Origin of the sequence: Rahnella woolbedingensis, from assembly GCF_003602095.1 — a bacterium.
Classification (GTDB): Bacteria; Pseudomonadota; Gammaproteobacteria; order Enterobacterales; family Enterobacteriaceae; genus Rahnella; species Rahnella woolbedingensis.
In genome coordinates, this window is the sequence record NZ_RAHH01000003.1 from 142,386 (window position 1) to 163,420 (window position 21,035).

Consider the following 21,035-nt stretch of genomic DNA (forward strand, 5'->3'; position numbering starts at 1 on the left):
GCGTAAAAAAACGGTTTTTTAAGCGCGTTTCAACCCGCTCATTTTCAGGAGCCGGCACCATGCCCAAAGTAGGAATGCAGCCGATCAGACGGCAGCAATTAATTGAGGCAACCCTGGCGGCGGTCAACGAAGTCGGCATGCACGATGCATCGATTTCGCAGATTGCACGCCGTGCAGGCGTTTCCAACGGCATCATCAGTCACTACTTTCGTGACAAGAATGGCCTGCTGGAAGCGACCATGCGTTATCTGCTCAGTCATCTGGGGGAAGGGGTGCAGTTGCGGTTAGCGCAGCTGACGGATACCGCACCAACGGCGCGACTGCATGCGATTGCAGAAGCCAATTTTGACGACAGTCAGACCAACAGCGCGGCGATGAAAACCTGGCTGGCCTTCTGGGCGAGCAGCATGCATCACCCGCAGTTGTACCGTCTGCAACAGGTCAACAGCCGCCGGCTCTATTCAAATTTATGTTCTGAATTCAGGCGTTTTCTGCCCAAAAGTGAGGCGCGTCTGGCGGCGCAAAGCACCGCCGCACTGATTGACGGCCTGTGGCTGCGCGGCGCACTCAGCGGTAAAGAGTTTAACCGCACCGAGGCGATGCAAATCACCCGCCGCCACATTGAATCGCAGCTCACCTGAGCACAGCAGAAAATCTTCAGACCGCACAGACCGAGGAGAGATTTATGTCCCGCTACGGCACGCAAAAACTTTATATCAACGGACGTTTTCAGGACAGCACCGGTGATGAAACCTTCGATGCCGTCAATCCGGCCAACGGCGAAGTGATTGCCACAGTGCAATCCGCCACGCCCGCGGATGTGGATCTGGCGGTTAAGTCCGCGCAGAAAGGCCAGAAGGTCTGGGCAGCGATGACCGCCATGAGTCGCTCCCGCATCTTGCGCCGCGCCGTGGATATTCTGCGCGAGCGCAACGACGAACTGGCGGCTATCGAAACCGCAGACACCGGTAAACCGCTGTCAGAAACGCTGGCGGTAGATATCGTGACCGGCGCGGATGTGCTGGAATACTACGCCGGGCTGATCCCGGCCCTTGAAGGCCAGCAAATTCCGCTGCGCGATTCTTCATTCGTTTATACCCGCCGTGAGCCGCTGGGCGTGGTCGCTGGTATTGGCGCTTGGAACTACCCGATTCAGATTGCTCTGTGGAAATCCGCGCCTGCACTGGCTGCCGGTAATGCGATGGTGTTCAAACCGAGCGAAAATACCTCGCTGACCGCGCTGAAACTGGCGGAAATTTATACCGAAGCGGGCGTGCCGGATGGTGTGTTCAGCGTGGTAACGGGCGCGGCAAGCGTCGGGCAGGCGCTAACCGATCATCCGGATATTGCCAAAGTCTCTTTCACCGGCGGCATCAAAACCGGCAAGAAAGTGATGGCCAGCGCGTCGGCGTCCACGCTGAAAGAAGTGACGATGGAACTGGGCGGCAAATCACCGCTGATCATCTTTGAAGATGCAGATCTCGATAAAGCGGCTGACATCGCGATGATGGCGAATTTCTACAGTTCCGGCCAGGTATGTACTAACGGCACCCGCGTATTTATCCCTAAAACACTGCGTAAAGCGTTTGAAGCCAAAGTGCTGGAGCGCGTGCAGCGTATCCGTTTGGGGGACCCGACTGACGAAAATGTCAATTTCGGCCCGCTGGTCAGTTTTGCACATATGGAATCCGTGCTGCGCTGTATCGACAGCGGCAAACGTGAAGGCGCGACGTTACTGACCGGCGGCGAACGCGTCACCACGGGGGAATTCGCTAAAGGCGCATACGTGGCTCCGACGGTCTATACCGACTGCCGCGATGACATGCTGATCGTGCGTGAAGAAATTTTCGGACCGGTGATGAGTATTCTGACCTATGAAAGTGAAGAAGAAGTCATCCGCCGCGCCAACGATACCGAATACGGTCTGGCGGCCGGACTGGTCACGCAGGATCTCAACCGTGCACACCGCGTTATTCACAAACTCGAAGCCGGGATTTGCTGGATCAACACCTGGGGCGAATCGGCGGCAGAAATGCCGGTCGGCGGCTATAAGCATTCCGGCGTTGGCCGCGAAAATGGCGTCACCACGCTCGAGCATTACACCCAAATCAAATCCGTGCAGGTCGAACTGGGCGAATTCAGCTCAGTCTTTTAATCCGCCGCAACAGAGGAGATTTTAATGGATTACGATTACATCATTATCGGGGCCGGTTCTGCCGGCAACGTTCTCGCCACCCGTCTGACCGAAGACAGCAACGTCAGCGTGCTGCTGCTGGAAGCGGGCGGCCCGGATTATCGTCTGGATTTCCGCACACAAATGCCTGCGGCGCTGGCGTTCCCGTTACAGGGCCGTCGTTATAACTGGGCGTATGAAACGGATCCGGAACCGCACATGAATAACCGCCGTATGGAATGCGGGCGCGGTAAAGGTCTGGGCGGTTCGTCGCTAATTAACGGCATGTGTTACATCCGCGGTAACGCGATGGATTTCGATAACTGGGCGAAAGCACCGGGTCTGGAAAACTGGAGCTATCTGGACTGCCTGCCGTATTTTCGCAAAGCCGAAACCCGCGATATCGGGCCGGATGATTTTCACGGCGGCGACGGGCCGGTCAGCGTGGCGACGCCGAAAAAGGGCAACAATCCGCTGTTCCACGCCATGATTGAAGCCGGTGTGCAGGCGGGGTATCCGCGCACCGACGATCTGAACGGTTATCAGCAGGAAGGTTTTGGCCCGATGGACCGAACCGTGACGCCGAAAGGTCGTCGTGCCAGCACCGCGCGCGGGTATCTGGATCAGGCCAAATCACGTGCCAATCTGACCATCGTGACGCATGCGCTGACCGACCGGATCCTGTTTGAAGGCAAGCGCGCCGCAGGTGTTATTTATTTCCACGGCGATGAATACAATGCCAAAACCGCGAAAGCAAAACGTGAAGTGCTGTTATGCAGTGGCGCGATTGCTTCGCCGCAAATTCTGCAACGTTCCGGCGTTGGCGCGGCAGAACTGCTGAACCGTCTGGAGATCCCGCTGGTGCACGATTTGCCGGGCGTTGGCGAGAATTTGCAGGATCATCTGGAAATGTATCTGCAATACAGCTGCACTCAGCCGGTCTCTTTATACCCGGCCTTACAGATGCACAATCAGCCCGCCATTGGCGCGGAGTGGCTGTTTAAAGGCACCGGCGTAGGCGCGAGCAATCAGTTTGAAGCGGGCGGTTTTATCCGCAGCCGTGAAGAATTTGCCTGGCCGAATATTCAGTATCATTTCCTGCCGGTGGCGATTAATTACAACGGCAGCAATGCGGTGAAAGAGCATGGTTTTCAGGCGCACGTGGGTTCAATGCGTTCACCAAGCCGAGGCCGTGTGCAGGTGAAATCGAAAGATCCACGCCAGCATCCGAGCATTCTGTTTAATTATATGGCAACGGCTCAGGACTGGCAGGAGTTCCGCGATGCTATCCGCATCACGCGTGAAATCATGGATCAGCCTGCGCTGGACGCCTACCGTGGCCGGGAAATCAGTCCGGGTGCAAACGTGCAAACCGACGAAGAGCTGGATGCTTTTATCCGCGAGCACGCCGAAACTGCGTTCCACCCGTCTTGTACCTGCAAAATGGGCACCGATGAGATGGCTGTAGTCGATGGCGAAGGGCGCGTTCACGGGATGGAAAGTCTGCGTGTGGTCGATGCCTCCATCATGCCGCAGATCATTACCGGCAATCTGAATGCGACGACGATCATGATTGCCGAAAAGATTGCCGATAAAATCCGTGGCCGCCAGCCGTTACCGCGCAGCAGCGCAGAATATTACACTGCAGGCGATGCAGCGGTACGCACGCCACCGTTCAAAAAATCTGCCTGATTAACTGGCTGTAAAACTTGTGTTAAAAAGAGATATTCTCAGGGATATCTCTTTTTTTTGGCTTTCAGAAAAGGCAGGGCACTTATTCATGACTGATTCATCATCGCTTCACTGGCAGGATTATCATCACAGCGAACTGAACACGGCACAGCTTTACGCCATTCTGGCATTGCGCAGCGAAGTGTTTGTGGTCGAACAGACCTGCGTTTATCAGGATATCGACGGTCTGGATCTGGCCGGTGAAAACCGACATATCGTCGCCTGGCTTGACGGTCATGTTGCCGCTTACGCCCGTATCCTGCGCCTTGAAGATAAAGTGGCTATCGGGCGGGTGATCGTTGCCCCTTCTGCACGCGGGCTGAAACTAGGTTATCAGCTGATGGAACAGGCGCTGACTGCCTGCCAGAAACACTGGCCGGACGCACGCGTCGCGATTTCTGCACAGGCACATTTGCAGAGCTTTTACGGAAAGCTGGGGTTTGTGGCGTACACCGAAGTTTATGATGAAGATGGGATACCGCATGTGGGGATGGAGTTGAGGCGTTAAGGCTTCAGAACGAAGTGCTTTATATGAAATCAAAGATATGGCGTGTACTTCACCCGTGGGGTTTTAATAGCGCCCAGGCACCTGAGAAGGTTACCTTTCCCAGTATGCCGGGCTTCCGAATTTCTCTACCAGAAAATCAATCACCGCACGGACTTTGATCGACGGGCGTCGGCTGTTCGGATACAGCGCGGATATGGTCTGCGGCTCCGGCGACGTCGATACCTGATAATCTTCCAGTACGCTGACCAGACGACCATCGCGCAGGGCATCGCCTATCAGCCAGGTGGGGAATACCACCAGCCCCATGGCATCGATAGCCGCTTGCGCCAGGGTTTCGGCGTTATTGCTGGTTAACGCGCCACGCAAATTCCACGAGCGCCAGTCACGATCCTTCTCGCGAAAATACCAGCGCTGCGAACCGGCGAATCCTTTAAATACCAGACAGCTGTGGTTAAGCAAATCGTCTGGCGTGACGGGCGTACCGAAACGGGCCAGATAGTCCGGGCTGGCGGCGAGACGAAAGTTCTGCTGGCCCAGCGTGCGGGCTTGTAAGGTGGAATCCGTCATCACACCGATGCGGATCAGTAAATCTACGCTGTCCTGCAGCGGGTCGATGAAATCATCGGTTTGCATCAGTTCGATATTCAGTCGAGGATACCGCGCATTCAGTTCATGCAGCCACGGCGCAAGGTGGCGCTGACCAAAAACTACCGGGGCATTGATGCGGATCAGTCCGCCGGGTTCGCTGTCCTGTTCCTGTAAATCCAGCGCCGCGAGATCAAGCTGAGCCAGTACCTGACGCGCATGTTCTGCCAGCAGTTTGCCCGATTCTGTCGGGCTGACGGCGCGCGTATTGCGGTACAGCAACTGCGTTTGTAACGCCTGTTCCAGTTGCGAAATCACACGGGACACAGTGGAAGGCGACATCGCTTCCCGGCGCGCGACCTCAGAGAAATTCCCCTGATCCAGTACGGCGACATACAGACGCAAAGCCTGGATATTGATCTGATTAAAACCTTTCATCTGTGCGGTTCCTGCAAAGGTATTTTCCTGATTGTGCTGTTTTTCGCATAGTGCTGTCACGCTATAGTCGCCGCCTCTCAAAAAACAAAAGCAGGGTAATGATGAATCTGATGTTAATTCCGCTGGTCATTCTGGCGGGGATGGGGCTTTCACTGGAAGCAGGACTGATTGGTCCGCTGGGAACGGAAGTCGGGCATTTGTGGGCAACGCTGAGTATTTTCGGTGTCGGTGCCGTGCTGACTGGTTTGCTGGTGCTGTTTTTCAGCCCGCGTAATGCGGCTTCTTTTACTGAACAACCCGGCTGGAAACTGCTGGGTGGCGTGCTGGGTCCCGTTTATGTCGTGGTGCTGACACTCGCGACCCCGGTGATTGGTATCGGCATGACCATGATTGCAATTTTATCAGGGCAGGTGGCAAAGAGTGTGCTGATCGACCATTACGGCTGGTTTGGCACGCCGCACAAAAAAGTGGGGCGCGATCGTTTGCTGGCGCTGCTATTTATCGTTGCTGCACTCATTTTGATTGCCTGGGGTTAAAGCATGACTGAACTGATTATGATTATTCTCGCGATTGTCGCGGGTGCTGCGCTGAGTATGCAGGCGGCGGTGAACGGGCAATTGGGGGAAAAGGTCGGTGTGCTGAAAAGCGCCTTTCTGACCTTCAGCGTCGGCGCAGCGATTACTGCCGTGCTGGTGCTATTCCTGCAAACGCCGCAACCGGAAACCTTACTGACAGTGCAGAAATGGCAACTCGCTGGCGCGTTATTCGGCGTGCCTTATATCATCATTATGGTCACCGCCGTACCGCGTGTCGGTACGGCAGCGGCAACCGTCGCGGTGATCCTCGGACAGCTGAGCATGGGGATGTTGATCGATAATTTTGGCTGGCTCGACAATCCGCAAATCGCGCTGTCATGGCACCGGCTGGCGGCCATTCCGTGCCTGATCATTGCGCTGGCGCTGATATATCGCAGCAACCGCAAAGCGGAATAAATTCTGAAAAGAACGACCCGTTTCTGTAATAGCGGCTATTGCAGGCGCGGGTCGAATATCATCGGTTCGCGTTTTACTGTACTCAGTAAATCGACAAATGCCGGGTGTTGCGGATTCAGTAATACGTTGTATTCCGATGGCACAATGACCGACGGCACCTTCAGCCCGACATAATCCCCTTCCGCGAGCCAGGCATCACCCTGACGTTGTGTACTGTCCGGCGGTGATGCACTTCGCCAGTCAGAGGCCAGTTCTGACACTTCCAGTGTATCCAGCAATTCCTCCGGCACTTCAATACTCAGTAACGTATACGAACGCATCAGCATACTGTTTTGCAGATGCACCAGAATTTCCAGGATCGCCAGAGAAATACTGGTGGTGACATAGACTACCGGCCTGCCCGGCGGATTCCAGCGTCCGCCATAGAGTTGCGCACCGGCACCCGACCAGGCAGTTGCCAGATGGCGTGTTTGCACGATACGAAATAGCTTCAACTGAAAACACCGTGCTCAAGACGGCCAATCAGGCGGCTAACTTCCACCGCGCCCGCTTCAGATGACAGCAGTTCCAGCGGACGTGAACCCTCCAGTGCCGGAGCAGGGCGGGTGAACCATTCAAGCGCAGAGACACGATCTCCTTCAAACAAATCGGTGGCGGCATCAACGATGCGCACGAGTCGCGCTACACGCTCGCTCTCTTCACTTTTCAGCAATCCGTTCCCGGCTTTACGACGCGCATAGTTGCGTTCGTTAATCCCCATGATTTCCAGCAACACCATTTTCGGCCATCCCAGCTCAGAATTTAGACGGCTGATACTATCAACCGGAAATCCCTTTTGTATGGCATTAATCAAACTAATTCCGCTGCTCGCGGGGAGCCCCGCAGATTGCCAAAGCGGTGTTGCAGGTTCTTGCAAAAGGCCGGAAGACAGCCCGGAAATTTTAGAATTCATACTGTGTGCCTCCGCACCGTTATTTGTCATTACTATAGCATGACAAATAACGAATGTTCATTTTGTGAACGATGTTTTTTCTGGCATCTGATCACATGAATGAAATCTCCCTGAAACATATGTGTGATCAATCTCACATTCAGGATGTATCAGAATGAAACAGAAATTGACAAACCTTGACCAAATCTATTTATTAGCTAAGAAAAGTCGACTCTTGTAGGAAGTAACTGGAAATTGCAGGTTTTATGCACTAAGTGCGGCAACCGGTTGCGGATCACAGTTTTAGGGTTTGTTTTATGCAACGTCTGAAAGTGGCAAGGCGTTGTCCCACCCCGCTTCTGGTATAAATATGAAAAATAAAATTATTGCAGCAGGCGCTTTGATGGCTTTGTCCTACAGCGCGACCGTGCTCGCTGATGATAGCAAAGGCGAATTTGTTTCTGACTGGTGGCACCAGAGTGTTAACGTTGTAGGAAGCGCCGACACCCGTTTCGGACCGACGCTGCGTAACGATGTTTACCTTGAATATGAAGCGTTTGCGCACAAAGACTGGTTTGATTTCTACGGCTATATCGATATTCCTAAAACCTTCGGCGCCGGTAACGGCAACGACACCGGTATCTGGGATAAAAACGGTTCTCCGATGTTTATGGAAATCGAACCGCGTTTCTCTATCGATAAGCTGACCGGTACTGATCTGAGCTTTGGTCCGTTCAAAGAATGGTATTTCGCTAACAACTATATCTACGATATGGGTCCGGACAGCGATAACCGTCAGAACACCTGGTATATGGGTCTGGGCACCGATATCGACACCGGCCTGCCGATGAGCCTGTCTCTGAACGTGTATGCAAAATACCAGTGGGAAAACTACAGCGCAGCCAACGAAAACAGCTGGGACGGTTACCGTTTCAAAGTGAAATACTTTGTTCCGCTGACACAGTTGTGGGGCGGCAGCCTGAGCTACATCGGGTTCACCAACTTCGACTGGGGCTCCTCACTGGGTGATGACGATTTCCGTGACCTGAACGGCAAGAAAGCGCGTTCTAACAACTCCATCGCATCCAGCCATATCCTTGCGCTGAACTATACGCACTGGCATTACTCGTTCGTGGCGCGTTACTTCCACAACGGCGGCCAATGGGCTGACGGCGCAGAGCTGAACTTCGGCAACGGTAACTTCGACGTGAAGTCCACCGGCTGGGGTTACTACGGCGTGATCGGTTACAGCTTCTGATATCCGAAGCTGACCCGCAAAACCCGGCCTGTGCCGGGTTTTTTGTTTTTATTTCCCGGTGCTGAATGAGCCTGTCAGGGACTTTTTTATCTATTGCGCGAAAAATGTACACAACGGGAGGCGATCCCATCGCGCCGTTGTGGCATAATGCGCGCCAAATCACATTTCCCAATTAAGAGCGAGCGTTGTGCTAAGTACTTACAACATCACCATGCAATTCGGCAGCAAGCCGTTATTTGAAAACATTAACGTGAAATTTGGCGGCGGTAACCGTTATGGCCTGATTGGCGCGAACGGTTGTGGCAAGTCCACTTTCATGAAGATCCTCGGTGGCGATTTAGTGCCTTCTGGCGGTAACGTCGTGCTTGATCCGAACGAACGTCTGGGTAAATTGCGCCAGGATCAGTTCGCCTTCGAACAGTTCAGCGTGCTGGACACCGTGATCATGGGCCACACCGAATTGTGGGAAGTGAAGGAAGAGCGCGACCGCATTTACGCGATGGCGGAAATGAGCGAAGAAGACGGCTACAAAGTGGCTGATCTGGAAGTCGCTTACGGTGAAATGGACGGCTATAGCGCAGAATCCCGCGCCGGTGAACTGCTGCTGGGCGTAGGTATTCCTGTTGAGCAACATTATGGTCCGATGAGCGAAATCGCACCGGGCTTTAAACTGCGTGTGCTTCTGGCGCAGGCGCTGTTCTCCGATCCGGAAATCCTGCTGCTCGACGAACCGACGAACAACCTGGACATCGATACCATTCGCTGGCTGGAGCAGGTGCTGAACGAACGTAACAGCACCATGATCATCATCTCGCATGACCGTCACTTCCTGAACATGGTGTGTACGCACATGGCGGATCTGGACTACGGCGAACTGCGTGTTTATCCGGGCAACTATGACGAATACATGACCGCGGCCACGCAGGCTCGTGAACTTCTCAGCGCCAATAACGCCAAGAAGAAAGCGCAGATTGCAGAACTGCAATCTTTCGTCAGCCGCTTCAGTGCTAACGCCTCCAAATCTAAACAGGCGACTTCCCGTGCCCGTCAGATTGATAAGATTCAGCTCGATGAAATCAAAGCATCCAGCCGCCAGAACCCTTACATGCGTTTTGAGCAGGACAAAAAATTGTTCCGTAACGCACTGGAAGTGGAAAAGATCACCAAAGGTTTCGACAACGGTCCGCTGTTTAAAAACCTGGGTCTGATGCTTGAAGTCGGCGAGAAAGTCGCGATCCTGGGTGCCAACGGTATCGGTAAGTCGACTCTGCTGAAAACGCTGGTCGGCGAGCACGAGCCGGAAAGCGGTTCAGTGAAGTGGTCTGAAAACTCAAAAATCGGTTACTACGCGCAGGATCACGAATATGAATTCGACGATACCCTGAACGTGTTCGACTGGATGAGCCAGTGGAAATCCGAGAAAGACGACGAGCAGGCCGTGCGCGGTGTTCTGGGTCGTCTGCTGTTCGGTCAGGACGATATCAAGAAGAAAGTGAAAGTGCTTTCCGGTGGTGAGAAAGGTCGCATGTTATTCGGGAAACTGATGATGCAACGTCCAAACATCCTGATTATGGATGAACCAACTAACCACCTTGATATGGAATCCATCGAGTCGCTGAACATGGCGCTGGAAATGTATGAAGGTACGCTGATCTTCGTTTCCCACGACCGTGAGTTCGTCAGCTCCCTCGCAACCCGTATTCTGGAAATGACCCCAACGCGCGTCATTGATTTCTCCGGCAATTACGAAGATTACTTACGTAGTCAGGGTATCAATAGTTAATTATTGCTTTTAGTATAAAGGCCGTAACGGTTAACGTTGCGGCCTTTTTTTATGTATTAATAATGATTTTTATATGTGGATATATATTTTTCATTTTATATTGATGAGGTGAATGGCTTAAATAATATAGCCGGAGAATAAAATAATAGAGCTTGTATTCCAATAAGTGCAGGAACAAACTTATGCCGTAAAGTATTCCATCTGTATTTTTATATCAATTATCGGTTCGTATAATTTATAAGGGACTAATATGGCAAACTTAACCTATCTCACCTTAAATGGACAAACACAGGGGCTGATCTCTGGCGGATGTTCTTCAATGGATTCAATTGGTAATAAAGCGCAAATAGGGCATATCGACCAGATCATGGTCTACAGTATGAAACACACCTTATCCCGTGCACAGAACGTTAATCATCACGTCGTAACCCTCCTCAAGCCGATAGATAAATCCACACCCTTGCTGGGAAAAGCCATTTCCGAAAATGAAATCATGACCTGTGATTTAGAACTACACCGTATTAACAAAACCGGAATGGGCGAGTGTTATTTCAAGGTGAAGTTAACCGGTGCTCGTGTGACGAATATCGACTTTATTGTGCCGCACAGCATTCTCGAGAGCGGAGCAGAAGCGCAGGAAAGAGTGAGCTTCAGTTATGAAACGATCACCTGGGAACACTGTATAGCGGGCACCAGCGCTTACAGTTTATGGAATGAACGCGTTTACTGATCAGGGATGATAAAATGACAGAACTCAGAGGTGCGGATTACTGGCGGCGGATGAATGAAGGCCAACGTATTTTGCAGGGAGAAGAAACATTCAGTTCTTTCCCGAGCATGAACCCAGTGCAACGGGATATGGCTTTCGCGAATGGCACCTTCATAACCGAAAATCGTTACATCATGTTGCTTACGCTGGAGGAAGCACGGCAAGTTACCGATGAATTGCTCGGGGATGTAGATGAGTTTTTTTCCTATAATCTAGCTCCCGGTAACATCAAAGATATTCTGGAAGGCACCAGCAGTATCGGCAAAATGATGACTTTCGAGAATTCCGCGGGAGATATCGCGTTTCGTTTTAAGTCGCTGGGTATCAGAGCAATTGAATACACCTTTAAGGGTAAGACGTACATCAAAATAACCGGCTATCCAGGGATGCGCCGCATTCTTGAAGGCACCCGATACGCAGTTGACAACCCGCAAATGCTGGAAATGGGCATCGGGATCCGCGGACTGGGGGGTGCGCTGATTAAAGGCACAAAATTCTGTATTTTTGCTTCGCTCGCCTGGCGAGTCATAGAACTGATTTTTAAATCCGACTACGACCTGGTCGATTTTCTTGGCGTCATTACGATGGATGCAGCCAAGGCGGTGGTGGCGAGTGTGGTGATCGGGGTCATTGCTGGAGCGTTGACTTTAGGTAGTGCTCCAGTTGTTCTGATTGCAGGCATTGTCATCATCGCAGGCGTATACCTAAATATCAAATTAAACAAATTAGATGATAAGCAGGGGCTGTCAGAAAGCTTAAAGGAAAAGCTGCGGTTTGCATTAACAGAGTATAAAAGAATTAATGAGTGGAACTTTATACACTCAGATCCAATGTTTAACTATGCATTATAAATGGCATATTAAAATGAGAAAAAAATATATTCAGCAATGGCTTATTTTCAAAGGTGCGGCCATTATTATAATGGCCGCTTCGTTATGTTATATTTATGGAGTTAATGATTTAGTGGAGACGTTTAATACCAAGTCATTGATTGTTTTGGGTGATACTATTGAATATAGTGGTAAGGTCATAATATGTATTGGTGGAATTCCTATGTTCATATGGGTATTCTTTTTTTCATTAAAAATGTTGTTTAAGAAAGGTATCGAACCCTTTAAGAAATATACTACCATAGGTTATATTTGGATGGTGATTAGTGTAGAGTGTTTTATTTTGGGTTTTGTTGCATCTTTCATTATTCCCTTTATCTTAATGGTGTCGCCCTATACCTCATGCAATATGGGAAAGTACAGCAGTTACTACGTGATTAACCCGGATCTGTGCAAAACCATTGTTGCTGATCATTGGATGAAAAAATGAGAGAACTCAGAGGTGCGGACTACTGGCGCCGCATTCTTGAAGGCACCCGATACGCAGTTGACAACCCGCAAATGCTGGAAATGGGCATCGGGATCCGCGGACTGGGAAGTGCGCTGATTAAAGGCACAAAATTCTGTATTTTTGCTTCGCTCGCCTGGCGAGTCATAGAACTGATTTTTAAATCTGACTATGACCTGGTCGATTTTCTTGGCGACATTACGATGGATGCAGCCAAGGCGGTGGTGGCGAGTGTGGTTATCGGGGTTATTGCAGGAGCATTGACTTTAGGTGGTGCTCCAGTGGTTCTGATTGCAGGTTTTGTGATTATAGCAGGAATTGTTTTAAATATAGGTCTAAACATATTAGACGATCACCTCGGGTTTTCAGTGGGTCTAAAACAAAAACTATGCAATGCTTTGGCAGACTACCAAAGAATAACAGAATGGGACATAAGACATCCAAACCCGTTGTTTAATTATTCATTGGGTAACGAATATTAAAATGAAAAAAGAAATTCAGCAATGGTTGATTTTCAAAGCTGCCGCTATTTTTATAATGGCGATATCTGTAGGTTTTATTTATGCGGTTTACTTTTATATGGAAATGGTTAATGTGAAGTCATTAATCATTCAGGGTGATATTATAGAGTTTAGTGGTAAAGTCATCATTTGTATGGGTGGAATTCCCATGTTCATTTGGATGTTCTTTTTTGCTTTTAGAATACTGATTAAAAAAGGGCCAGGAACGATAAAAACAAAAACTTTTATTGGCTCTGTTTGGGGAGGGATTAGTATTGTGGCATTTTTTGCAGGTTTTATTGCCGCTTTCGTCATCCCCTTTATCTTAATGGTGTCACCCTATACCTCATGTAATATAGGGAAATATAGCAGTTATTACGTGATTAACCCGGAGCTGTGCAAAACCATCGTTCCTGACCAATGGGTGATGAAATGAAAGAATACACATTGTTAAAATGGGTTGTTTATAAATTACTCACGGTGTTTTTGGTGTTTGTTTTCTTAGGTTTACTCTATTTTGTCATTAACTTTGGAGAGCTCTATCAGGTGCTTTCTTTGTTAAGGCACAAAGATATAATTGTATTTGACCGTGGCAGTATTGCCGCTGTCGGTGGGATACCGATGCTCATTTACATCTTATTTTTTTCATTGCGTACGCTGTTCTCAAAAGGCTTGGTCGCACCCAAAAAACAGACTGTGCCTGGGAAGGTTTTAATGGTTTTCAGCATACTTATTTTTGCCTTATCCTATATTGCTATGTTGATAATCCCCTTTGTACTGATGACCTCACCTTACACGCGATGCCATGAAGAAAAACTCAGCGCTTACTATGTTCTCGACCCGCAACTTTGCACAACTATTACGCCTGAATACTGGCAATCGTATGATGATAAGTAATGTCAGTATTTAACGGGCGGAGATAAATCGCCCGTTTTTATCCGGGCTTTATAGCGCCTGACGGCCTATCAGCCTTCTCCACACACTTCACAATGCGGGTCTTTCATCAGTTTCATCTCCCTGAACTGCAGCGTCATGGCGTCGAACATCAGCAGTTTTCCGCGCGGAGTGTCTCCGAATTTTGTCAGCAGCTTGATGGTTTCCATCGCCTGCAAACTGCCGATGGTGCCGACTAAGGGCGCCATAACTCCGGCTTCAACGCAGGTCAGCGCATTTTCACCAAATAACCGGCTCAGGCAGCGGTAGCAGGGTTCCTGCGGCTGGTAGGTAAACACGCTGAGCTGGCCTTCCATACGGATGGCCGCGCCGGAAACCAGTGGTTTTTTTTGTGCGAAACATTCACTGTTCAGCTGATTACGCGTCGTGACATTGTCGGTGCAATCCACCACCACGTCGCAGTCGGCGATAAGCTCGCGCAACAAATCGTCATCCGCTTGTGCATTCACCTGATTCAGGCGGATATGCGGATTGATTGCCGCCAGCGCTAACGCGGCGGACTCGACTTTCGGTATCCCGATCCGCGCGTCAGTATGCAGCGTCTGGCGTTGCAGGTTGGAGAGCGATACCGTGTCGAAATCCAGCAGCGTTAACGTGCCGGTGCCTGCCGCCGCCAGATATTGCGCAGCGGCGCAGCCTAAACCCCCCAGCCCGACAATCAGCGCATGGCTGGCTTTCAGCTGTTCCTGCGCATCAAAATCAAACCCTTTCAGCACAATCTGGCGGTTATAGCGCAGGGTTTCAGCGTCCGTCAGTTCCGGCAGCGTCGCCATGTTCAGCTCCGCAGCAGGGCGTTAAAAGTTTCGACTTCGACGATTTCACCCGCCGATACGCTGTCGCGTTCACGCTCAAGCACGATAAAGCAGTTGGCCTGGCTGAATGAGCTGAAGACGTGCGAGCCCTGATGGCCGGTCGTGCGCACTTCCAGCTGACCTTCTGCATTGGTGCTGAAAATACCGCGCTGGAAATCGAGGCGACCGGGCGCTTTTTTCAATGGCGTCACGGCTTTCGCCTTCAGGCGTGGCGGGAACTGCCAGGCACTGTGACCGGAAAGCTGGGCGATGAATGGCTGAACCAGCTGATAAAACGTCAGCGCAGCGGAAACGGGATTCCCCGGCAAGCCGCAGAACCAGCTGTCTTTGAGTTTTCCGAAGGCAAACGGTTTGCCCGGTTTCATGGCCAGTTTCCAGAAACCAATTTCGCCCAGTTCATCCAGCATCTGCTTGGTGTAATCCGCCTCACCGACGGAAACACCACCGCTGGAAATCACCAGATCAGCAAATTCGTTGGCTTCTTCAAATGCTTTACGCAATGCCTGCGGATCGTCGCGGATAATCCCTAAATCCAGCACTGTACAGCCGAGTTGTTCGAGCATCAGGCGCACGGCAAAACGGTTGGTGTCATAGATCTGGCCTTCCTGAAGAGGTGTACCGACAGGCTGAAGCTCATCACCGGTAGAAAACACGGCGACTTTCAGCGATTTCCAGACCTCCACTTCAGTCACGCCGAGGGATGCCAGCAGCGGTAATTCTGCTGCACCCAGGCGCACGCCCGCAGGCAAAACGCTGTCACCTTGTTTGATGTCATCGCCGGTCAGGCGGATATTCTGGCCTTGTTCCGCTGTCGCTGTGAAACGGACTCCGGCTTCTGAAACTTCCGCCTGTTCCTGCATGATGACCACATCGGCACCTGCGGGTACCGGTGCGCCGGTCATGATGCGGATACAGGTTCCGGCAGGCCATTCACCGTGGAAAGGCGCCCCGGCAAAGGCTTTTCCCGCCACCGGGAAAACAGCACCGTCGCGCTGCTCGTTACTGCGCAGGGCATAACCGTCCATCGCGGAATTATCAAAAGGCGGGACGAAAATCGGGGAAAGCACCGGTGCGGCGGTAATGCGGCCAGCAGCGGCTGCCAGTGGCAGATATTCGGTATCCTGCGCTGTTTTTTTCGGAACGTAAGCGCGCATTTTATCCAGCGCTTCCTGAAGTGAGATCAAACCTGCAGTGTTGAATTCCATCAAAATTCCTTAGTGATTCAGTCCGGCTGCGCGGGCGGACTCACCGGCGACGGACGGGAAATTGGAGCATAGGCATAGTATGACAGAGAAACGGGACGAACCAAAAACCGCTGAAGGCGTAAAAACTTCGTGGGGATTTCTGAAAAATTGAGATCGATCCCAAAATTACGAATGTAACGCGGTTATGATAGTTGCCGTTATTTGTGATTTGTGTCACATATCTGTCATATATACAGGAATAACCGGTGCTTAAAAAAAATCGCCATCAGGCCATCCTTCAGTTGGTAGAACAACATGAAGTGTTACAGGTTAGCGAACTGGCACAATCGCTGGATGTGAGTCTCGAAACGATCCGTCGTGATCTGAGTGAAATGCAGGACAAGGGTCTGATCCTGCGCCGGCACGGACGTGCGCGTCGTCTGGCCGCTCAGCCTGAAACATCCTGGCTAAACAGTTTGCAGCGCTGCCCGCAGCTTTAAAGGCGCAGCCATATAAGAAAAGGGAAGGCTCCTCCGAGTCTTCCCTTTTTTATGGTTACAGGTCGGTTATCAATGTGCCGGTTGTTGCTCCAGCGCTTCGGCTTTGCTGTTAACGGAGGCAATAATCAGCGCCACCAGCAGGAACACATAGGCGATGGTGGCGGTATTCAGCGCCCAGAACAGCCCGTACTGACTATAAACCAGCGACGACAGCGTGGAGAAAATCAGCGTCCCTATTGTGCCGATGGTCAGCAGGGCAGAGGTCAGCGTTGGCGGAGAATTTCTGACCTGCAAACTGCCGTAACTCATGATCCCCGAGAACAGCCCGGAGTTGCAGAACCCGAACAGACCGGCGCAAATCAGGATAAGCGTAGGGTGCGCACTGTTGGCAGCAACCGCCAGACAAATCAGTCCGATGACCGAGGAAAGCAGCAGGTAGGTGCGCAGTTTCACGAAACGTACCGTGAACTGATTCACGAACAGGCCGATGGATTTCACCGTCCAGTAGGTCGTGATGTAAAACGCGGCCCGGTCTGCGGCCATACCAAAATGCTCCTTCAGCCAGCTTGGCAGCCACATCGTGAATATCGGCTCTGCCAGCAAAAATGCAAACAACGCGAAGCACAATATCCACACCGACATTCCCCAGTGCGGATGCTGAGCATCAGTTTCGGCTGTATTTTGCGTAGCCTGCGGTATGGAAGGGAATTTCTGCCCGACGCACAGCACAATCATCGCCAGGCTTAATACCGCCATCACGCCATACATCGCCAGCCAGCTTGCGCCGTGCTGGAACAGATAGCCGAGCAGCAGGGATAACACCACGCCCGCCAGTGCAAAGAAGAAATCGGTCAGGATCAGATTCGCCGAACGCTTTTTCGGATCCTCATTAATACGCACGACCAGATAACTGCCGATGGACATCATGATCCCCGATGCCGCGCCAATCAGGAACACGCCGATGCCAAACATAGTGATCGTCGGCACCAGAAACAGTGCGATGCAGGTCAGCACCGAAACCGCAGAGCCGGTGATCAGTTGCCTGCCGAGATTGAATTTACGCATCAGCACGCCGCTAATCATAATCGGCAGGAACAGACCGATATTCATCAGCGTAAACATCTGCCCGATAAAACCGGGGTCTTTGCCAAAGGCCTGCGAAACCGGGCCGATGACAATGCCCAGCGTCGAAACCAGCGCACCGGTGAAGAAGTAACTCAGCCAGGAAATCATATTGATCCGCCGGCGGTTGAATGTCTGTTCCATAGCCGTTCCTTATTTTGCGGACGAAGTCAGGCTGGCGAAAAAGGCGCGAATAAGGCGGGTGAAATCACCGACGGCCAGTTTGGCGCAGCTCAGGGTCTGCTCATGAGAAAGAGGGGTGTCGGAAAGTCCTTCAGCAAAGTTGGTCATGGCCGATACCGCCAGCACTTTGAGCCCGCAGTGACGCGCAGAAATCACTTCCGGCACGATGGACATGCCGACCACATCGCAGCCTAAAATTTGCATCATGCGGATTTCAGCTGGCGTCTCGAAGTTCGGGCCGGTATATGCGGCGAAAACCCCTTCGGCGACGTCGATGCCAAGCTTTGCGGCCACGGTGTGCAGCTGATCGCGCAGGTCTTTGTCATAGGCATTGGCCAGGCTGAAAAAACGCGGGCCGAAGCGGTCGTCATTCGGGCCCGCCAGCGGGGATTCGGGCATAAAGCTGACGTGATCGGTCAGCGCCACCAGTCTGCCGGGCGCGACTTCCTTACGCATCGAACCGGCGGCATTGGTCGCCAGCAAAAATTCACATCCCAGCAGTTTGAACGTGCGCACGGCGCTGGTCATCACTGACATGCCGTGGCCTTCATACATGTGGCCGCGGCCTTTCATGCACATCACCGGCACACCTTCGAGCGTGCCAAGCACCAGTTCACCGGCATGACCGACGACACTGCTTTGCGGGAATCCCGGCAGTTCGCTGTAGGGAATAGCCACGGCGTCAGTCATGTCATCGCAAAGGGTGCCAAGGCCGGAACCGAGGATCAGCGCGGCTTTGGGAATAAAGCCGGGGGCGCGCTGGCGGATAAGGGCGGCACAGTCAAAAGCATTGTTATTGAGCATGATCACTTCTCTCATTTTTCACAGTAGGGTGGGAGTGAAGGCAATGCTAGTGTGGGCGGCTGTCGCGGTCTAATACCGATATCCGCAGGGATTTATAGTCAAAACCTATAAATCTAACACTCAGAAATTAAAGGAAAAATATGTCACGGAAACCTGTATGACCCGGCCCTTTACCGATTCCGTTTTCGATCTTGGCCAGATTAATCTGCGACTGCTGCATTACTTTCGCGTGGTGGCGGAGGAGCTGAGTTTTAGCAAGGCGGCGGTGCGCCTGAATATGTCACAACCGCCGCTCAGCCTGCACATCAAGGAGCTGGAAAATCTGCTCGGTACGCCACTTTTTCTGCGTACCACGCGGTCAGTATCGCTGACACCTGCCGGTGCGGCGCTGATGCGCGAAGCCGGACTGATGCTCGACAGCATTAACCGTTCACTGCATCAGGTGCGCAAAATCGGGCGCGGGGAAGTCGGGCATATTCAGTTTGGCACCGTGGGTACCGCCGCCTGGGGGCCACTAATGCCCGCGCTGAACAGCTTTGCCCGTATCGCGCCGGAAATCAGCTGGACTGTGACGGAGCTGACGCCGGTGCAGCAAATTGATGCGTTGCAGTTGCAGCGTATCGATATCGGTATCTGGCGCGAGGCAAAACTGGCGCTGCCGCACGGGCTGGCGAGCCGCCTTATGGGACGTGAAAACGTAGCGCTGGCGATTTCTGAACATCATCCGCTGGCGATGAAAAACAGCGTTGTGCTTGGCGAACTGGCACATGAAAATTTTATTCTGATGCCGATGAACACCTCGAGTCTGGGCAGTTATCTGTATTCGATGTGCCGTCAGCACGGATTTTTGCCAAAAATCGTTCAGCAGGTGAATGAGCCGCAAACGGCGCTCGCGCTGGTGGCGAACGGTTATGGCATCACGCTGTTGCCGGAAAGCTACGCGCGTATTCACTGGCCGGGCGTGCGTTTTTGCGCCCTGAGCGAACGGCTGCCGGTCGATTTGTATGCGATTTATCAGGCGGATTCGGTGACACCGGCGGCGGCACGATTTCTGGATTCACTGGAAGGAGGAGCATGAAACAGCAGGGCCGGAGCCCCGCTGTTAAGGAAGTAACGGAGTGTTATGCCGCCATTTCGCGGTGGATTTTTTCCGCTTTACTGCGCACACCGGCAATGATCACCGCCAGTACCAGCAGAACGTAAGACACCGTCGCGATATTCAGCGCCCAGAACAGGCCATATTCGCGGTAAATGAATGACGAGAATGAGGCGAAAATCAGCGTACCGACGGAAGCGGTTGTCAGCAGCGCAGAGGTCAGCGTTGGCGGTGAGTTTTTCACCTGCAGACTGCCATAGCTCATCAGGCCGGAGAACATACCGGAGTTACAGAAGCCGAACAGGCCAACCGCAATCATCACCAGCGTGGTGTTTTCGTTGTGTGTCACCACAATCAGGCTGATTAATCCGACAATGGCTGATGCGAACAGGAAGGTACGCAGTTTCACAAAACGCACGGTGAACTGATTCAGGAACAGGCCAATCGCTTTCACCATCCAATAAGTGGTGATGTAAATCGCTGCGCGGTCAGTGTCCAGACCGAAATGCTCATGCAACCAGCTTGGCATCCACAGGGTGAAAACCAGTTCGCTGAAGACGAAGGCGAACAGGGCAAAACACAGCACGTAAGCCGCGAAGCCCCACGGCTCTTTTACTTCACGCTCGTTTTTAGCCACTTTTTCCGGCTGGGCAACGGTCGGGAATTTCTGACCCACACACAGCAGGATCATCAGCACGCTCAGCGTACCCATAATGCCGTACATCGCCAGCCAGCTCGCGCCGTGCTTGAACAGGAAACCGAGCACCAGAGACAGCGTCATGCCGGAAAGCGCAAAGAAGAAGTCAGTGAAGATTAAGTTTGCAGAACGCTTTTTCGGATCTTCGTTAATACGAACAACGAGATAGCTGCCGATCGACATCATCAGACCAGCGGTCGCCCCAATCAGGAAAACGCCGATGCCGAACAGGGTAATCGACGGCATGACGAACAGGGCGATACAGGTCAGGATGGTGATAACCGAACCGGTGATCAGCTGTTTGCCCAGATCGAATTTGCGCATCAGGATGCCACTGATCATAATCGGCAGGAATAAACCGATGTTCATCAGTGAGAACATCAGGCCAATAAAGGCCGGGTCTTTATTAAACGCTGTGGCAACAGGCCCGATAACAATACCCAGGGTGGAGACGAGTCCCCCTGTAAAAAAGTAACTTAGCCATGAAATCACATTAAGACGCGGGCGGTTATAAACAGTTTCCATAAACTGATTTCCTAAAAAGAGAAAATAAAAAAAAGTCGCAGTAAGCTTATCCAGAGGTGCTTTTTCCGCGATTAGGACGTTTATTATTGCTGTTCTCTGGTGATTTGTCCCGCATGTATATTCAATTGCAGCATTTGTTTTTCTTAAACAAT

The 21,035-nt window shown here is 51.8% G+C and carries 24 protein-coding genes; 16 read left to right on the forward strand and 8 right to left on the reverse strand.

Annotated elements, in window-relative coordinates:
- Window positions 1-59 precede the first annotated feature (59 nt).
- The 4 genes from betI (at window position 60) to D6C13_RS03080 (ending at window position 4,412) form a co-directional block, all read left to right on the forward strand.
- Window positions 60-641, forward strand: coding sequence for a transcriptional regulator BetI (gene betI / locus D6C13_RS03065; protein ID WP_120131371.1), 582 nt, complete (start codon window positions 60-62; stop codon window positions 639-641).
- Between the two features lie 44 nt (window positions 642-685).
- On the forward strand, window positions 686-2,155 hold the full coding sequence (gene betB, locus D6C13_RS03070; protein WP_120131372.1) for a betaine-aldehyde dehydrogenase: 1,470 nt from the start codon (window positions 686-688) through the stop codon (window positions 2,153-2,155).
- 24 nt (window positions 2,156-2,179) lie between these two features.
- Complete coding sequence (gene betA, locus D6C13_RS03075; RefSeq protein ID WP_120131373.1) at window positions 2,180-3,865, forward strand: choline dehydrogenase; 1,686 nt, start codon at window positions 2,180-2,182, stop codon at window positions 3,863-3,865.
- Window positions 3,866-3,953: 88 nt separating this feature from the next.
- The gene (locus D6C13_RS03080; RefSeq protein ID WP_120131374.1) at window positions 3,954-4,412 is read left to right on the forward strand and encodes a GNAT family N-acetyltransferase; all 459 of its coding nucleotides are present in this window, start codon (window positions 3,954-3,956) and stop codon (window positions 4,410-4,412) included.
- A 90-nt stretch (window positions 4,413-4,502) separates the two neighbouring features.
- Here the strand turns inward: D6C13_RS03080 and D6C13_RS03085 are convergent, their stop codons facing one another.
- On the reverse strand, window positions 4,503-5,435 hold the full coding sequence (locus tag D6C13_RS03085) for a LysR family transcriptional regulator (protein ID WP_120131375.1): 933 nt from the start codon (window positions 5,433-5,435) through the stop codon (window positions 4,503-4,505).
- A gap of 101 nt (window positions 5,436-5,536) precedes the next feature.
- On the opposite strand from D6C13_RS03085, the gene D6C13_RS03090 reads away from it, so the two are divergent.
- Window positions 5,537-5,971, forward strand: coding sequence for a DMT family transporter (locus D6C13_RS03090; RefSeq protein WP_120131376.1), 435 nt, complete (start codon window positions 5,537-5,539; stop codon window positions 5,969-5,971).
- A 3-nt stretch (window positions 5,972-5,974) separates the two neighbouring features.
- A complete protein-coding gene (locus tag D6C13_RS03095; protein WP_120131377.1) occupies window positions 5,975-6,427 on the forward strand; it encodes a DMT family transporter in 453 nt (150 codons plus the stop codon).
- A gap of 35 nt (window positions 6,428-6,462) precedes the next feature.
- On the opposite strand, the gene D6C13_RS03100 is transcribed toward D6C13_RS03095, so the two are convergent.
- Both D6C13_RS03100 and parS read right to left on the reverse strand, forming a co-directional pair.
- On the reverse strand, window positions 6,463-6,921 hold the full coding sequence (locus D6C13_RS03100; protein WP_120131378.1) for an RES family NAD+ phosphorylase: 459 nt from the start codon (window positions 6,919-6,921) through the stop codon (window positions 6,463-6,465).
- Complete coding sequence (gene parS, locus D6C13_RS03105) at window positions 6,918-7,379, reverse strand: type II RES/Xre toxin-antitoxin system antitoxin (RefSeq protein WP_120131379.1); 462 nt, start codon at window positions 7,377-7,379, stop codon at window positions 6,918-6,920. The genes D6C13_RS03100 and parS overlap by 4 nt, the downstream gene beginning before the upstream one ends.
- Before the next feature lie 349 nt (window positions 7,380-7,728).
- Here parS and D6C13_RS03110 point away from each other — a divergent pair, with 349 nt between their 5' ends.
- From D6C13_RS03110 to D6C13_RS03145, 8 genes are all read left to right on the forward strand, one after another.
- Window positions 7,729-8,616: a nucleoside-specific channel-forming protein Tsx gene (locus tag D6C13_RS03110; RefSeq protein ID WP_120131380.1), complete on the forward strand. Its 888-nt coding sequence runs from the start codon at window positions 7,729-7,731 to the stop codon at window positions 8,614-8,616.
- Window positions 8,617-8,803: 187 nt separating this feature from the next.
- A complete protein-coding gene (locus tag D6C13_RS03115; RefSeq protein WP_095922705.1) occupies window positions 8,804-10,399 on the forward strand; it encodes an ABC-F family ATPase in 1,596 nt (531 codons plus the stop codon).
- 250 nt (window positions 10,400-10,649) lie between these two features.
- On the forward strand, window positions 10,650-11,129 hold the full coding sequence (locus D6C13_RS03120; protein ID WP_120131381.1) for an Hcp family type VI secretion system effector: 480 nt from the start codon (window positions 10,650-10,652) through the stop codon (window positions 11,127-11,129).
- 14 nt (window positions 11,130-11,143) lie between these two features.
- Window positions 11,144-12,019 (forward strand): hypothetical protein, encoded by an 876-nt coding sequence (locus D6C13_RS03125; RefSeq protein ID WP_120131382.1) that lies wholly within the window; start codon window positions 11,144-11,146, stop codon window positions 12,017-12,019.
- A 13-nt stretch (window positions 12,020-12,032) separates the two neighbouring features.
- Window positions 12,033-12,488, forward strand: coding sequence for a DUF1240 domain-containing protein (locus D6C13_RS03130; RefSeq protein ID WP_167457978.1), 456 nt, complete (start codon window positions 12,033-12,035; stop codon window positions 12,486-12,488).
- Complete coding sequence (locus tag D6C13_RS03135) at window positions 12,485-12,988, forward strand: hypothetical protein (protein ID WP_120131384.1); 504 nt, start codon at window positions 12,485-12,487, stop codon at window positions 12,986-12,988. The genes D6C13_RS03130 and D6C13_RS03135 overlap by 4 nt, the downstream gene beginning before the upstream one ends.
- 1 nt (window position 12,989) lies before the next feature.
- The gene (locus D6C13_RS03140; protein ID WP_120131385.1) at window positions 12,990-13,442 is read left to right on the forward strand and encodes a DUF1240 domain-containing protein; all 453 of its coding nucleotides are present in this window, start codon (window positions 12,990-12,992) and stop codon (window positions 13,440-13,442) included.
- On the forward strand, window positions 13,439-13,903 hold the full coding sequence (locus tag D6C13_RS03145; RefSeq protein ID WP_167457979.1) for a hypothetical protein: 465 nt from the start codon (window positions 13,439-13,441) through the stop codon (window positions 13,901-13,903). Before D6C13_RS03140 ends, D6C13_RS03145 begins: the two co-directional genes overlap by 4 nt.
- Before the next feature lie 68 nt (window positions 13,904-13,971).
- On the opposite strand, the gene moeB is transcribed toward D6C13_RS03145, so the two are convergent.
- Window positions 13,972-14,733: a molybdopterin-synthase adenylyltransferase MoeB gene (moeB, locus tag D6C13_RS03150; protein ID WP_120131387.1), complete on the reverse strand. Its 762-nt coding sequence runs from the start codon at window positions 14,731-14,733 to the stop codon at window positions 13,972-13,974.
- 2 nt (window positions 14,734-14,735) lie between these two features.
- Entirely contained in the window at window positions 14,736-15,977 is a 1,242-nt protein-coding gene (moeA, locus tag D6C13_RS03155) for a molybdopterin molybdotransferase MoeA (protein WP_120131388.1), read from the reverse strand.
- Between the two features lie 245 nt (window positions 15,978-16,222).
- Here moeA and D6C13_RS03160 point away from each other — a divergent pair, with 245 nt between their 5' ends.
- A complete protein-coding gene (locus D6C13_RS03160; protein WP_013574728.1) occupies window positions 16,223-16,456 on the forward strand; it encodes a DeoR family transcriptional regulator in 234 nt (77 codons plus the stop codon).
- 69 nt (window positions 16,457-16,525) lie between these two features.
- On the opposite strand, the gene tsgA (D6C13_RS03165) is transcribed toward D6C13_RS03160, so the two are convergent.
- Together tsgA (D6C13_RS03165) and xapA are read right to left on the reverse strand one after the other, a co-directional pair.
- On the reverse strand, window positions 16,526-17,722 hold the full coding sequence (tsgA, locus tag D6C13_RS03165) for an MFS transporter TsgA (protein ID WP_120131389.1): 1,197 nt from the start codon (window positions 17,720-17,722) through the stop codon (window positions 16,526-16,528).
- A 9-nt stretch (window positions 17,723-17,731) separates the two neighbouring features.
- Window positions 17,732-18,565: a xanthosine phosphorylase gene (xapA, locus tag D6C13_RS03170; protein WP_120131390.1), complete on the reverse strand. Its 834-nt coding sequence runs from the start codon at window positions 18,563-18,565 to the stop codon at window positions 17,732-17,734.
- Between the two features lie 157 nt (window positions 18,566-18,722).
- Here xapA and D6C13_RS03175 point away from each other — a divergent pair, with 157 nt between their 5' ends.
- Window positions 18,723-19,643 (forward strand): LysR family transcriptional regulator, encoded by a 921-nt coding sequence (locus D6C13_RS03175; RefSeq protein ID WP_120131391.1) that lies wholly within the window; start codon window positions 18,723-18,725, stop codon window positions 19,641-19,643.
- Between the two features lie 43 nt (window positions 19,644-19,686).
- Here the strand turns inward: D6C13_RS03175 and tsgA (D6C13_RS03180) are convergent, their stop codons facing one another.
- Complete coding sequence (gene tsgA, locus D6C13_RS03180; RefSeq protein WP_120131392.1) at window positions 19,687-20,883, reverse strand: MFS transporter TsgA; 1,197 nt, start codon at window positions 20,881-20,883, stop codon at window positions 19,687-19,689.
- Between the last annotated feature and the right edge of the window lie 152 nt (window positions 20,884-21,035).